The following is a 13,266-nucleotide window of genomic DNA, read 5'->3' on the forward strand; positions in this document are numbered from 1 at the left end:
GCCGAAGGCAGAGGACAAGCCGGCCGCTTCCCAGTCCTCCGAGCCGAAGACTTCTGAGACCTCCACGAAGGTCAACAACGGCGATAACGTCCCGTATGTCACCCCGCTGGTGCGCAAGCTGGCTGAGAAGCACGGCGTAGACCTCTCCACCGTCTCCGGCACTGGCGTCGGTGGCCGCATCCGCAAGCAGGACGTCCTGGCCGCCGCCGGCGAAGGTGAGGCACCGGCTTCCTCCGCTAGCGCCTCCTCCAGCAACCCGCGCGCTCGCTGGTCCACCAAGTCCGTGGATCCGGAGAAGCAGGAGCTCATCGGCACCACCCAGAAGGTCAACCGTATCCGCGAGATCACGGCGACCAAGATGGTTGAGGCCCTCCAGATTTCCGCTCAGCTGACCCACGTCCAGGAAGTCGATATGACCGCCATCTGGGATATGCGCAAGCAGTCCAAGCAGGCGTTCATCGACAAGTACGAGGCCAACCTCTCCTTCCTGCCGTTCATCGTGAAGGCCACCGTTGAGGCACTGGTCTCCCACCCGAACGTCAACGCGTCCTACAACCCGGAGACCAAGGAGATGACCTACCACGCTGACGTCAACGTGGCCATCGCCGTGGATACTCCGCGTGGCCTGCTGACCCCGGTCATCCACAAGGCCCAGGAGCTGACGCTGCCGGAGATCGCTCAGAAGATCGCCGAGCTGGCTGATAAGGCCCGCAACAACAAGCTCAAGCCGAACGATCTGACCGGTGCAACCTTCACCGTGACCAACATCGGCTCCGAGGGCGCCCTGCTGGATACCCCGATTCTGGTTCCGCCGCAGGCTGGCATCCTGGGCACCGCCGCTATTACCAAGCGCGCGGTCGTCGTGACCGAGGACGGCCAGGACGCCATCGCCATCCGCCAGATGTGCTACCTGCCGTTCACCTACGACCACCAGGTGGTCGATGGTGCCGACGCTGGCCGCTTCATCACGACCATCAAGGACCGCCTCGAAACCGCAGATTTCGAAGCCGACCTTGACCTCTAAGGCTTAACAAGACTCCAAGTCTTAAGAGACTGCTCCCCTGCCACTGCGGCGGGGGAGCTTCGTCGTTTTCCACCCGGCTTTCCTCCACCCCCGCAAACACAGCTCGGTGACATCGCTCAGTGGCGCCGCAACTGCCCTATCTGCCAAAACTATTGCCCGGTTTTCAGAGATCGGCGCTAAGTTTGGCAGATAGGCGCGTTTTCTTTAACCGTCTTGCCACCAAGACCTAAACTCTGTGACTCAGCACACTAGACTGTGCAGCATGGTTTCTCAGAAGTGGTTCCGCGTCGCCCTCGGAATGTTCCTCGTCGCATGCGGCGCTAATCTCTTCGCCCCCATGGTCGTGGTCTACCAGCTCACCACCAACCTGGGGGTTCTGCAGACGACCTTCCTCTTTGGCATTTACGCCCTCGGCATCATGGTGGCACTTTTCATTGGCGGTCCTCTCTCGGATTCGCTGGGACGCCGCGCTATCATGCGCCCAGCCGTCCTCACCACCACTGCCGGCTCGCTGGTCTTCCTCGGCGGCGCAGGCGGTGCCTTCCTCCCCTTGCTGATCGGACGCCTGTGTGCCGGGGCGGCAGTGGGACTGGCCATGTCTTCCGGCGCTGCCTGGATCAAGGAGCTCAGCACCCACCTCAGCGTTGGTGCGAAGCGTTCCTCCATTGCTCTTTCGGCTGGCTTCGCGTTGGCACCTGGCGTTGCCGGTATCGCCGCAGAGTTCCTCCCATGGCCCACCGTCCTGCCTTATCTATTGCATATCGGCCTAGCACTCATCGTGGTCCCACTCGTGTGGACGGTGCCCGAAGAGCGCACCGAACAGCCACAGCCTCATTCACAGCCACGGCGCCGTTCCTTAATCCCCACCAGCCTGATTACGCCCCGCTACCTACCGGTCGTGGCCTACGCGCCGTGGGTCTTCGGCTCCGCCACCACTGCCTTCGTCTTCCTCCCCTCGCAGCTCAGTGAGCACCTGCGCCACCCCATTCTCATTGCGGGGCTCTGTGCGCTACTCACCATGGGAAGCGGCGTGGTAATCCAACAGCTAGCGGGCCGCATCCGCGTAACCGCATTCCACGGCATAGTGCTGGCCGCGATAGGCATGCTCCTGTGTCTCATCGTCGTCGCGGCGGCACACCACGGCTGGGCGGTATTCCTCCTGCCCCTCGCGGCCATCATCATGGGCAGCTCCTATGGAATTGGCATGCTCAGCGGGCTCGCAGAAACTCAAGCCATTGCCCACCCAGCGGAACTCGGCGCGGCAACGGGGGTGTTTTATTCGCTGACCTACCTCGGCTTCTTTGCCCCGTTCATCCTCTCGCTTTTGGGCCCTGTCACGGGGTATTCCACCGCCTTCATCATCGGGTTCGCAGTCGCGGCGCTGACTGCCGTGACGCTACATCTCCGAATCAGGGGTAACCGGGGTTAATGTCATGGCATACGCTTTATACTTGGAGCAGTTTAGGTCACACAAACTAACGCCACGAAGGAGATTCACTATATGGATTTCATCTCTCGTCATCTCGGCCCGGATGCAGCCGAGCGTGAAACGATGCTCAAGGCTCTGGGCTACGACAGCGTCGATGCGCTGGTCGATGCCGCCCTGCCAGCCTCCATCCGCGCCACCGAGGCGCTCAACCTCCCGGAGGCTTTGAGCGAAGATGAGGCGCAGGCGAAGCTGCGCGAGTACGCCTCCCAGAACGTCGTGCTGAAGTCCTTCTATGGCCAGGGTTACTCCGATACCCTCACCCCGGCGGTCATTCGCCGCGGGCTGCTGGAGGATGCCGGATGGTACACCGCCTACACGCCCTACCAGCCGGAGATCTCGCAGGGCCGCCTCGAGGCACTGCTGAACTTCCAGACCATGATCGAGTCCCTGACCGGCCTTCCCATCGCGAACGCCTCGCTTCTCGACGAAGCCTCTGCCACCGCCGAAGCCGTCGGCCTGATGGCCCGCGCGGTGAAGAAGGGCCGCCGCGTGCTGTTGGACTCTCGCCTGCACCCGCAGGTCCTGACCGTGGCCGCCGAGCGCGCCCGCGCCATCGAGCTCGAGGTCGAGATCGCTGATGTCCGCGATGGCATCGTCGGCGAAGACCTCGTCGGTGCAGTTCTGGCCTACACCGGAACCGAGGGCGATATCGTCGACCCGCACGCCGCCATCGAGGAGCTCCACACCCGCGGCGCCCTGGCCGCCGTCGTGGCCGACCCACTGTCGCTGCTCCTTCTAGAAGCGCCTGGTTCGATGGGCGCAGACGTCGTCCTCGGCTCCTCGCAGCGCTTCGGCGTCCCGCTATTCTTCGGTGGCCCGCACGCGGCCTTCATGTCCGTCACGGATAAGCTCAAGCGCCAGCTTCCGGGCCGCATCGTGGGCGTGTCCAAGGACGCCGCCGGCCGCCCCGCTTATCGTCTGGCGCTGCAAACCCGCGAGCAGCACATCCGCCGCGAGCGCGCCACCTCCAATATCTGTACCGCCCAGGCTCTCCTGGCCAACGTGGCCTCGATGTACGCCGTCTACCACGGCCCGCAGGGGCTGAAGGAGATTGCCCAGCGCGTGCATGACCGCGCTTCTGCTTTCGCTGCGGCTGTCACCGGCGCGGGCAAGGAGATTGTCTCCCACGACTTCTTCGACACCGTGACCGTCACCGGCGTGGATGCGGCCGCCGTCAAGGCCCAGCTGCAGGAGCAGGGCTACCTGGTGCGCGCCATCGGCTCCGACAAGGTCTCGGTCTCCTTCGGCGAGTCCGCTACCAACGAGGACGTCAACACCCTTGCCGCTGCCTTCGGCGCCGAGGCCTCCACTAACTCCGAGCCAGCCACGTCTGGCTCCTTCGAGATTCCGTCCACCGTCCAGCGTTCCGAGGAGCCGCTGCAGCACGAGATCTTCAACTCCCTCCACTCCGAGACCCAGATGCTGCGCTACCTGCGCACCTTAGCGGATAAGGACTTAGCACTCGATCGCACGATGATCCCGCTGGGCTCGTGCACGATGAAGCTCAACCCCACCTCCGCCATGGAACCCATCTCTTGGCCGGAGTTCGCGGGCATCCACCCCTATGCCCCGGAGGAAACCACCGCTGGTTGGCGCGCACTCATTGAGGAACTGGAGGCGTGGCTATCTGAAATCACCGGCTACGCCCAGGTTTCTATCCAGCCCAACGCCGGCTCCCAGGGTGAGCTGGCCGGCCTGCTGGCCATCCGCCGCTACCACGTTGCCAACGGTGATCACGGCCGCGATGTCATCCTCATTCCGGCTTCCGCGCACGGCACCAACGCCGCTTCGGCCACCCTGGCAAACCTGCGCGTTGTCGTGGTCAAGACCGCTGACGACGGCTCCATTGATGTTGCCGATCTCGACGCCAAGCTCGAGCAACACGGCGAGCACGTCGCCGGCATCATGATTACCTACCCCTCCACCCACGGCGTCTTCGACCCGGAAGTACGCGAGGTCTGCGACAAGGTCCACGCGGCCGGCGGCCAGGTCTACATCGACGGCGCGAACATGAACGCGCTGACCGGTTGGGCCCGCCCGGGTGCTTTTGGTGGCGATGTGTCCCACCTCAACCTGCACAAGACTTTCACCATCCCGCACGGCGGAGGTGGCCCGGGTGTGGGCCCGGTGGGCGTCGCCAAGCACTTGGTGCCTTTCCTGCCGACGGATGCCAACGACCCCCAGCTGGACCCCGCGCAGCCGGCTGCGGAGGGCACCGGCGTTCCGTCCACCGCATCGCGCTACGGTTCCGCCGGCGTGCTGCCGATTTCTTGGTCCTACCTGGCTATGGTGGGCTCGCAAGGGCTCACGGAGGCCACGAGCCACGCCATCCTCGGCGCGAACTACCTGGCGCAGAGCCTGAGGGATTCCTTCCCCGTTCTCTACACGGGCAATGCCGGCCTGGTGGCCCACGAATGCATCTTTGACCTGCGCGAGCTGACCGACGCCTCCGGTGTCACCGCCGCCGATGTGGCCAAGCGCCTCGTGGACTACGGCTTCCACGCACCGACCCTGTCCTTCCCGGTGGCCGGCACCCTCATGGTGGAGCCCACCGAGTCTGAGGACCTGGGTGAGCTGGACCGCTTCATCGAAGCCATGCGTTCCATCCGCGCTGAAATCCAGGAGATCATCGACGGCAAGGTGGCCTACGAGGACTCCGTCATCCACCATGCACCGTTCAACGCCGAATCCGTCGCCGCCGACGAGTGGAACTATGCCTTTAGCCGCCAGCAGGCCGCCTACCCGGTGACCTCCCTGCGCGCTAATAAGTACTTCCCGCCGGTGCGCCGCATCGACGAGGCTTACGGTGACCGCAACCTGGTGTGCACCTGCCCGCCGCCAGAGGCTTTTGACTACTCCGACGACAACCAGGAGGTTTAAGCAATGACTGACTACCTGCACTCCCCGCTACACGCTGAGCACGAGAAACTCGGTGCTACCTTCACCCCCTTCGGGCCGTGGGAGATGCCGCTGAAGTATGACAACGAGCTTGAGGAGCACCGCGCGGTACGTAATGCCGCTGGTCTCTTCGACCTCTCCCACATGGGTGAAATCTGGGTCAACGGCCCGGACGCCGCCGATTTCCTCTCCTACTGCTTCATCTCCAACCTCGCCACCCTTAAGGAGGGCAAGGCAAAATACTCCATGATCTGCGCGGAGGATGGCGGCATCATCGATGACCTCATCACCTACCGCTTGGAGGAGACCAAGTTCCTCGTCGTGCCCAATGCCGGCAACGCCGATACCGTGTGGGAGGCGCTCAACGAGCGCGCCGAGGGCTTCGACGTGGACCTGAAGAACGAGTCCCGCGATGTGGCGATGATCGCCGTCCAGGGCCCGAAGGCCCTCGAAATCCTCGCCCCGCTGGTGGAGGACACCAAGCAGCAGGCCGTGATGGACCTGCCTTACTACGCCGCGATGACCGGCAAGGTGGCCCGCAAGTACGCGTTCATTTGCCGTACCGGCTACACCGGCGAGGACGGTTTCGAGCTCATCGTCTACAACTCCGACGCCCCGGAGCTGTGGGAAGAGCTGCTCAAGGCCGGCGAGGAATACGGCATCAAGCCCTGCGGCTTGGCAGCGCGCGACTCCCTGCGCTTGGAGGCTGGCATGCCGCTCTACGGCAACGAGCTCACCCGCGATATCACCCCGGTGGAAGCCGGGATGTCCCGCGCCTTTGCCAAGAAGGAGCAGGACTTCGTGGGCGCAGAGGTACTGCGCCAACGCGCCGAGGCTGGCCCGCAGGCCGTTATCACCGGACTTGTCTCCTCCCAGCGCCGCGCCGCCCGTGCCGGCTCCGAGGTGTATGTGGGTGAGAACAAGGTGGGCACGGTGACATCTGGTCAGCCCTCCCCCACCCTGGGGCACCCGGTAGCACTCGCGCTCATCGATACCGCCGCTGAACTCGAGCCGGGTGCGGCCGTCGAGGTGGATATCCGCGGCAAGCGCTACCCCTTCGAAGTCTCCGCGCTGCCCTTCTACAAGCGCGATAAGTAAACTCCACTACTGAAGTCAACTACCGAAAGGACACCCCTTCTCATGGCTAACCTTCCTTCCGATTTCTCCTACTCCGAGGACCACGAGTGGATCAACGCCACCGCTGATTCCGTCGTTGGTTCTACCGTCCGTATCGGCATCACCTCCGTGGCCGCTGACCGCCTGGGTGAGGTCGTCTTCGCTGAGCTTCCGGCCGTGGGCGATACCGTCGAGCACGGCGAGACCTGCGGCGAGGTCGAGTCCACCAAGTCCGTGTCTGACCTCTACTCCCCGGTCACCGGCACCGTGACCGCCGTCAACGAGGGCGTGCACGATGACTACGCAGTCATCAACAACGACCCCTTCGGTGAGGGCTGGCTCTTCGAGGTCGAGGTCACCGAGGTCGGCGAGCTGATGACCGCCGACGAGTACGCTTCCGCCAACGGCGTCGATTAAAACAACGCTTGAGCAGCGCACACTCAGCCCCTTTCTGGCTGAATCTTCGCGGGGTTTAGGATTGGTTTCATGACTGCTCCCCGCGAACCTTTCTTTCCCGCTGATCGCTCCATCCGCGCGTCCGGCGAACCACTGGAGATCCGCCGCTTGGGCCGCATGGGCTACCAAGAGGCCTGGGATCTGCAGGCTGAGCTCGCGGCGGCGCGGGCGGCGGGTACGCAGGGTGATGTCATCCTCGTGGTGGAGCACCCCAACGTCTACACCGCCGGCAAGCGCACGCAGCCGGAGGATATGCCTGATAATGGCCTGCCGGTCATCGATGTTGACCGGGGCGGGCGCATCACCTGGCACGGCGAGGGCCAGTTGGTGGTCTACCCCATTATCAAACTGGCCGAGCCGGTTGACGTTGTCGACTACGTCCGCCGCCTTGAGGAGGCCATCATCCAAGCCGTCCGCGAACTCGGTGTGAGCACCGCTGGGCGCATCGATGGCCGCTCGGGTGTGTGGGTTCCTTCCAGCACCCGGGCTGCCGACCCAGCCGCCCCGAAGCGCGACCGCAAGCTAGGTGCGTTGGGCATTCGCGTGACCCGCGGCGTGACCATGCACGGCCTAGCGCTCAACTGCACCAACACCTTGGAGTACTACGAGCACATCGTGGCCTGCGGCATCGATGATGCGGATGTGTCGACGCTGTCGCTTGAGCTCGGCCGTGAGGTGACCATGGAGGAGGCAGAAGCCCCGCTTCTCGACGCCCTCCGCAAAGCCCTCTCCGGCGAACTGACGGTGGCCGACCACACCTTTGCCTCGGCCCCAGATCCCATCAAAGTGGCCAACGAGAAGGCCCGCCAAGCCCGCAAAGCCGCGCAAGAAAAATAGCGGCTACCCTCGGTGGAATAAAGCAGCCACCCGCAGGGCTTGTAATAGAAAGAGCTAGTTCAACACCTAAAGTGAGGTTCCGTGACTGTTAAGCCTGAAGGACGCAAGATGCTCCGCATTGAGAAGAAGAATGCAGAGTCTCCCATCGAACAGAAGCCGCGCTGGATCCGCAACCAGGTTCGCACCGGCCCTGGGTATGAGGACATGAAATCTCGCGTGACTGGTGCTTCCCTGCACACCGTGTGCCAGGAGGCTGGCTGCCCCAATATTCACGAGTGCTGGGAATCGCGTGAGGCTACGTTCCTCATCGGCGGCGACAAGTGCACTCGCCGCTGTGATTTCTGCGATATCGCTACCGGCAAGCCAGCGGAGCTGGACCGCGACGAACCGCGCCGTGTGGCAGAGAATATCCAGGAAATGGATCTCAACTACACCACCATTACGGGTGTTACCCGCGATGATCTGCCGGATGAGGGTGCCTGGCTCTACGCTGAGGTCGTCCGCAAGATTCATGAACTCAACCCGAACACCGGCGTGGAGAACCTCACCCCGGACTTCTCCGGCAAGCCGGACCTGCTCCAGGAGGTTTTTGAGGCCCGCCCGGAGGTCTTCGCTCACAACCTAGAGACGGTGCCGCGCATCTTCAAGCGCATCCGCCCGGCCTTCCGCTATGAGCGTTCCCTCGACGTCATCCGCCAGGCCCACGACTTTGGCCTGATTACCAAGTCCAACCTCATCCTGGGCATGGGCGAAACCGCAGAGGAGATCGAGGAAGCACTGCGCGACCTGCGCTCGGCAGGCTGCGACATCATCACGATTACCCAGTACCTGCGCCCCGGCCCGCGCTTCCACCCGATCGAGCGCTGGGTGCGCCCGGAGGAGTTCGTGGAGCACTCCAAGCTGGCCAAGGAGCTCGGCTTTGGTGGCGTCATGTCTGGCCCGCTGGTCCGCTCCTCCTACCGCGCTGGCCGCCTCTACGTGCAGGCCATGGAGGCACGCGGCCTCGAGCTTCCGGAGAACCTGAAGCACCTGGCGGAGACTTCCCAGGGCGCTACAGCTCAGGAGGCTTCCACCCTTCTCGAGAAGTATGGCCCCTCCGAGGAAACTCCGGTGACCACGCGCATGGCCAAGACCCCTGCACAGGCCAACTCTGTTGCCGCTACCATCCGCTAACGCGTTTCTCTTTTTATTCCTCTTGCCCTTAAAGTAGGAGACATGGCTAAGGACGATAAGGCGTCGCTCAAGGACGCGAAGAAGCAAGAGCGCGCGGCAAAGCGTGCCAAGCGCAAGCAGAACTGGTCACAAATGTGGCAAGCGTTCAACATGCAGCGCAAGCAGGACAAGGCTCTCATCCCCATCATGCTGGCCGCATTCTTGGGCGTGGGCTTGCCCTTCTTCCTTATCGGCCTGCTCTTTAACGGCCAGTGGTTCATGCTCATCATCGGCCTGGGCCTTGGTGCGATGCTCGCCATGTTCCTGTTCACTCGCCGCCTTGAGCGCGACATGTACAAGAAGGTGGAGGACCAGCCAGGTGTCGCCGGCTGGGCTTTGGAGCAGCAGCTGCGCAACACCGTGGGCGTGGTGTGGAAGGTCAAGCCTGGCGTGGCTGCGACCCGCCAGCAGGATCTGGTTCACCGCGTGATCGGTAACTCCGGCGTCATTTTCGTCGTCGAAGGTGACCGCAAGCGCGTCGCCCCTACCCTCAACCGTTTGAAGAAGCGCGTTGACCGCCTGGCTGGCGGTGTGCCGGTGTACGAGGTCTTCGTGGGCAGCGGTGAAGACGAAGTGCCGGTGTCCAAGCTGCGCACCCACATCATGAAGCTGCCGCGCAACTACAACAAGAACGAAACCTACGAGAACATTCGCCGCATCGAGGCCATGGATGATCTGCCGGGCACTACTCCGGGCCTGCCCAAGGGCCCAATGCCCCGCCAGGCTCAAAACATGGCGGGCATGAACCGCCGCATGCGCCGCATGCAGGAGCGCAAGGGCGGTAAGTAAGCCACCTCGCTCCACACAAGAAGGGGCCCCTTCCGAGATAACCGGAAGGGACCCCTTCTTTACCTTGCGATTCTTCGTTGCTTTAGAACCATCCTAGCCTTCGTGACCAGGTTTCGTCAGATGGTTCTACTCAGATGGTTTACTTGACCCCAAGTAAACCATCTAGCGTTATGAAGAAGGTTTGTTTGCCCCCAAACAAACCTTTTCAGGGGAACCACGTGTGGGGCATCTGTGGTGGATACGACCGGCTGGCGCAGAACAAGTTTTAAGCCATGATGACGGCCGTGCCGGTGGCGCGGTCGTGGAGGCCGCGGCCGTCGGCATCCACCATCGCCGCGGGGAAAAGCACTGCAGTCAGCAGCGTGCGGACCGCGGCTCGCCACAAGCCAACGGAAGAGCCCGGCACATCAAGACGTGCGACTCCCATCCCCAGCAGCGCCATGCCCGGGGTGCGGGCGAAGAGCCAACCGCACACGATGCCCATGACTACCCACACCGCATAGCCCAAGAATGCCGGGCCACCGAGCGAATTCGTAAAGAGCTCGAGGAGATTGGCTATTAGCATTGCCAAGAGCCAGTCAATGAGAACGCCAAAAGTGCGCCGCATTACAGAAGCCAGGGAACCTGAGCCCTCCTTGGGCAAGCCCATTGTTTGCCCAGGCCACTGCCCGTTTTCAAAGCCATCATTGTTATCAGCCATGCCCACCAATCTAGCCGTCGGCTCTGCTAAGCAGAAAATTTGCCTCCACGTGCCCCAGACACCCCAGCGACAAAGCCAATACCTGTAAACTAGTCGGGAGTACTACACGTCAACCAACAGGAGACCACCGTGTCCTTTGAGACAATCCAGGACGTCATCGCATTCATCAAGGAAGAGGACGTCAAGTTCGTTGACATCCGGTTTACGGACGTCCCCGGCACTGAGCACCACTTCTCTATTCCGGCCGAGGAATTTACTGAAGACGCAGCTGCCGAAGGCCTCGCCTTTGATGGTTCTTCCATCCGCGGATTTACCACCATCGATGAGTCCGATATGACGCTGCTGCCGGATCCGAAGACCGCCTTCGTGGATCCTTTCCGCACCGCGAAGACCCTGAACATCAAGTTCTTCGTCCACGACCCGTTTACGTTGGAGCCCTTTAGCCGCGACCCGCGCAACATCGCTCGCAAGGCTGAGGAATACCTCGCCTCCACCGGCATCGCGGACACCTGTAACTTCGGCGCCGAGGCTGAGTTCTATATTTTCGACTCCGTGCGCTACAGCACCGACGTTAACCACGGTTTCTACGAGGTTGATACCGATGAAGGCTGGTGGAACCGCGGTTCCGAGACCAACTTCGATGGCACCCCGAACACCGGTTTTAAGACTCGCGTGAAGGGCGGCTACTTCCCTACGGCGCCCGTCGACAAGCACGGCGAAGTTCGCGACGCCATGGTGGAGCAGCTGCAGAAGGCAGGCTTTGTCATCGAGCGTTTCCACCACGAGGTGGGCAGCGGCCAGAACGAGATTAACTACCGCTTCAACTCCCTACTGCACGCGGCGGATGATATTCAGACCTTCAAGTACATCATCAAGAACACCGCGGAGCAGTTCGGCAAGACCGTGACCTTCATGCCCAAGCCGCTGGCGGGCGATAACGGCTCCGGCATGCACGCCCACATGTCCCTGTGGCAGGATGGCAAGCCGCTCTTCCACGATGAGGCCGGCTACGCGGGACTGTCTGACATTGCCCGCTACTACATCGGTGGCATCCTGGCCCACGCACCGGCGGTTCTGGCGTTCACGAACGCAACCCTGAACTCCTACCACCGCCTGGTTCCGGGCTTCGAGGCACCGATTAACCTGGTGTACTCGCAGCGCAACCGCTCGGCCGCTATTCGTATCCCGATTACCGGCTCCAACCCGAAGGCCAAGCGCATCGAGTTCCGTGCGCCGGACCCGTCCGGCAACCCCTACTTCGGTTTCGCCGCCATGATGATGGCAGGCCTCGACGGCATCAAGAACCGCATTGAGCCGCACGCCCCGGTGGATAAGGACCTCTACGAGCTGCCGCCGGCAGAGGCTGCCTCGATTCCGCAGGCACCGACCTCCCTGGAGGCCTCCATCGCTGCGCTTGAGGAAGACAACGACTTCCTTACTGAAGGCGATGTCTTCTCCGAAGACCTCATCGAGACCTACATCAACTACAAGCGCGAGAACGAGATTGCGCCGGTGCGCCTGCGTCCGACTCCGCAGGAATTTGAGATGTACTACGACTGCTAGAGGTAAGCTGTCCTAGCTGCACTGCTTTGACAGGTATGACAGGCTTCGACGTTTCGCTTGATTCGTCGGAGCCTGTCGTCGTATCACCGCCTAATACAACAGCCCCACTGTGTTCTCCCCTACTGGCGCGCCCACAATGGCGCAATCTCACGTGCTGATCAACCACAGTACAAGGGACATGTGCGCAGTAAATGGTTACTATTCCCCTCTGTGACTGATAGATTCCGCCAACTACCACCGCCCGGCCCCGCGTGGGGCGGCAGCCTCATGGGAACATCCATCGTCTCCCGGCTGCTCGTTGAGGAAGGCATGCTCACTGGCTCTGCCATCTTCGCAGCGCTATCCTGCGTCATCCTTCTCGTACTGACGGTGGGTTTCGCGGTGTATCGGCAGCCCAGCTTCGCGCGGACCTCGATGGCCGAGTGGTCTATGTATTTCATCGGCATCCTGGCGCTCGGCGCAGCGCTGTCCGGGTTGACGGATATCGGAACCTTCCGCCTAGTCGGCTTCTGGATCGGTGGCCCCGTCACCGTCATCACGTGGGCTATTCAGCTCACCCGTTTCGACGGTCAGCCGCGCTTTACCTGGGGCCTGCCGCTGGTCGGCCCCATGATCTCCTCCTCCGTAGCCGGCTTCCTCGCCCTCGACTACGGGCGCGCCTACCACGTCATGGGCACGGTTCTTTTTGTCATGTCGATCTCCACCGCGGTCCCCATCTTCATCCGCGTGTACTGGGCGGCTTGGCACGGCAAGGTCAATCTCACCGGCGCCAACTCCGCGACGGCCTGGGTGCCGCTGGGCGTGGTGGGCCAATCCACTACCGCCATGCAGATCCTCTACCCCGGTAGTTTCTCTGTCTACTACGGGCTCACCGCCATGGTGATTGCCATCCCACTCGCGCTTTATGCCATGGTCACCTTCTACCCCAACGTGGCTCGCTGGGTGGATTACTCGCCCGCGTGGTGGGCCTGCACATTCCCACCGGGAACGGTCAGCATGGGTGGTCACCAGGTAGCGCTGGTGAATGGCTCGGAGCTTCTCGACGTCATCGCGCTCAGCATCCCGGTTCTGCTTGTCGCACACTGGTCTGCCTGCTCCTGCCGCTTCATTGGCTGGCTCGTCGAGGGCCGGCGCGCACGCACAAGCGGGGCCAGCCCAATCTCGGACTAGCCCCGCCACGTG

General features: G+C 62.5%; 11 protein-coding genes. 10 read left to right on the forward strand and 1 reads right to left on the reverse strand.

Features of this window, described 5'->3' with window-relative positions; translation table 11 throughout:
* From sucB to HMPREF3009_RS02690, 8 genes are all read left to right on the forward strand, one after another.
* On the forward strand, window positions 1-1,024 hold a 1,024-nt coding region (gene sucB, locus HMPREF3009_RS02655; protein ID WP_070679847.1), incomplete at its 5' end, for a 2-oxoglutarate dehydrogenase, E2 component, dihydrolipoamide succinyltransferase.
* A gap of 262 nt (window positions 1,025-1,286) precedes the next feature.
* The gene (locus tag HMPREF3009_RS02660; protein ID WP_070679850.1) at window positions 1,287-2,453 is read left to right on the forward strand and encodes an MFS transporter; all 1,167 of its coding nucleotides are present in this window, start codon (window positions 1,287-1,289) and stop codon (window positions 2,451-2,453) included.
* Between the two features lie 72 nt (window positions 2,454-2,525).
* Window positions 2,526-5,393, forward strand: coding sequence for an aminomethyl-transferring glycine dehydrogenase (gene gcvP / locus HMPREF3009_RS02665; protein WP_070679853.1), 2,868 nt, complete (start codon window positions 2,526-2,528; stop codon window positions 5,391-5,393).
* Between the two features lie 3 nt (window positions 5,394-5,396).
* A complete protein-coding gene (gene gcvT / locus HMPREF3009_RS02670; protein ID WP_070679856.1) occupies window positions 5,397-6,509 on the forward strand; it encodes a glycine cleavage system aminomethyltransferase GcvT in 1,113 nt (370 codons plus the stop codon).
* 42 nt (window positions 6,510-6,551) lie between these two features.
* Window positions 6,552-6,944: a glycine cleavage system protein GcvH gene (gene gcvH / locus HMPREF3009_RS02675; RefSeq protein WP_070679859.1), complete on the forward strand. Its 393-nt coding sequence runs from the start codon at window positions 6,552-6,554 to the stop codon at window positions 6,942-6,944.
* 69 nt (window positions 6,945-7,013) lie between these two features.
* On the forward strand, window positions 7,014-7,820 hold the full coding sequence (lipB, locus tag HMPREF3009_RS02680; protein ID WP_070679862.1) for a lipoyl(octanoyl) transferase LipB: 807 nt from the start codon (window positions 7,014-7,016) through the stop codon (window positions 7,818-7,820).
* A gap of 108 nt (window positions 7,821-7,928) precedes the next feature.
* Window positions 7,929-8,993, forward strand: a complete 1,065-nt coding sequence (gene lipA, locus HMPREF3009_RS02685; RefSeq protein ID WP_070510675.1) for a lipoyl synthase — start codon at window positions 7,929-7,931, stop codon at window positions 8,991-8,993.
* A 42-nt stretch (window positions 8,994-9,035) separates the two neighbouring features.
* A complete protein-coding gene (locus HMPREF3009_RS02690) occupies window positions 9,036-9,821 on the forward strand; it encodes a DUF4191 domain-containing protein (protein WP_070679865.1) in 786 nt (261 codons plus the stop codon).
* Between the two features lie 265 nt (window positions 9,822-10,086).
* Here HMPREF3009_RS02690 and HMPREF3009_RS02695 read toward each other — a convergent pair whose 3' ends face one another.
* Window positions 10,087-10,521: an RDD family protein gene (locus HMPREF3009_RS02695; RefSeq protein WP_046647925.1), complete on the reverse strand. Its 435-nt coding sequence runs from the start codon at window positions 10,519-10,521 to the stop codon at window positions 10,087-10,089.
* A gap of 129 nt (window positions 10,522-10,650) precedes the next feature.
* On the opposite strand from HMPREF3009_RS02695, the gene glnA reads away from it, so the two are divergent.
* Both glnA and HMPREF3009_RS02705 read left to right on the forward strand, forming a co-directional pair.
* Window positions 10,651-12,084, forward strand: a complete 1,434-nt coding sequence (glnA, locus tag HMPREF3009_RS02700) for a type I glutamate--ammonia ligase (protein ID WP_046647924.1) — start codon at window positions 10,651-10,653, stop codon at window positions 12,082-12,084.
* 210 nt (window positions 12,085-12,294) lie between these two features.
* Complete coding sequence (locus HMPREF3009_RS02705; protein ID WP_198531103.1) at window positions 12,295-13,254, forward strand: TDT family transporter; 960 nt, start codon at window positions 12,295-12,297, stop codon at window positions 13,252-13,254.
* Window positions 13,255-13,266 lie beyond the last annotated feature (12 nt).

The sequence above is a fragment of the Corynebacterium sp. HMSC034H07 genome (assembly GCF_001815175.1).
GTDB classification, from domain to species: Bacteria; Actinomycetota; Actinomycetes; order Mycobacteriales; family Mycobacteriaceae; genus Corynebacterium; species Corynebacterium hiratae.

Bases quoted from the DNA above. Each gene is read 5' to 3' on its own strand.
- gcvP (WP_070679853.1), top strand. From the start codon at position 2,526: ATGGATTTCATCTCTCGTCATCTCGGCCCGGATGCAGCCGAGCGTGAA.
- HMPREF3009_RS02690 (WP_070679865.1), top strand. From the start codon at position 9,036: ATGGCTAAGGACGATAAGGCGTCGCTCAAGGACGCGAAGAAGCAAGAG.
- lipB (WP_070679862.1), top strand. From the start codon at position 7,014: ATGACTGCTCCCCGCGAACCTTTCTTTCCCGCTGATCGCTCCATCCGC.
- HMPREF3009_RS02695 (WP_046647925.1), bottom strand. From the start codon at position 10,521: ATGGCTGATAACAATGATGGCTTTGAAAACGGGCAGTGGCCTGGGCAA.
- lipA (WP_070510675.1), top strand. From the start codon at position 7,929: ATGCTCCGCATTGAGAAGAAGAATGCAGAGTCTCCCATCGAACAGAAG.
- gcvH (WP_070679859.1), top strand. From the start codon at position 6,552: ATGGCTAACCTTCCTTCCGATTTCTCCTACTCCGAGGACCACGAGTGG.
- gcvT (WP_070679856.1), top strand. From the start codon at position 5,397: ATGACTGACTACCTGCACTCCCCGCTACACGCTGAGCACGAGAAACTC.
- HMPREF3009_RS02660 (WP_070679850.1), top strand. From the start codon at position 1,287: ATGGTTTCTCAGAAGTGGTTCCGCGTCGCCCTCGGAATGTTCCTCGTC.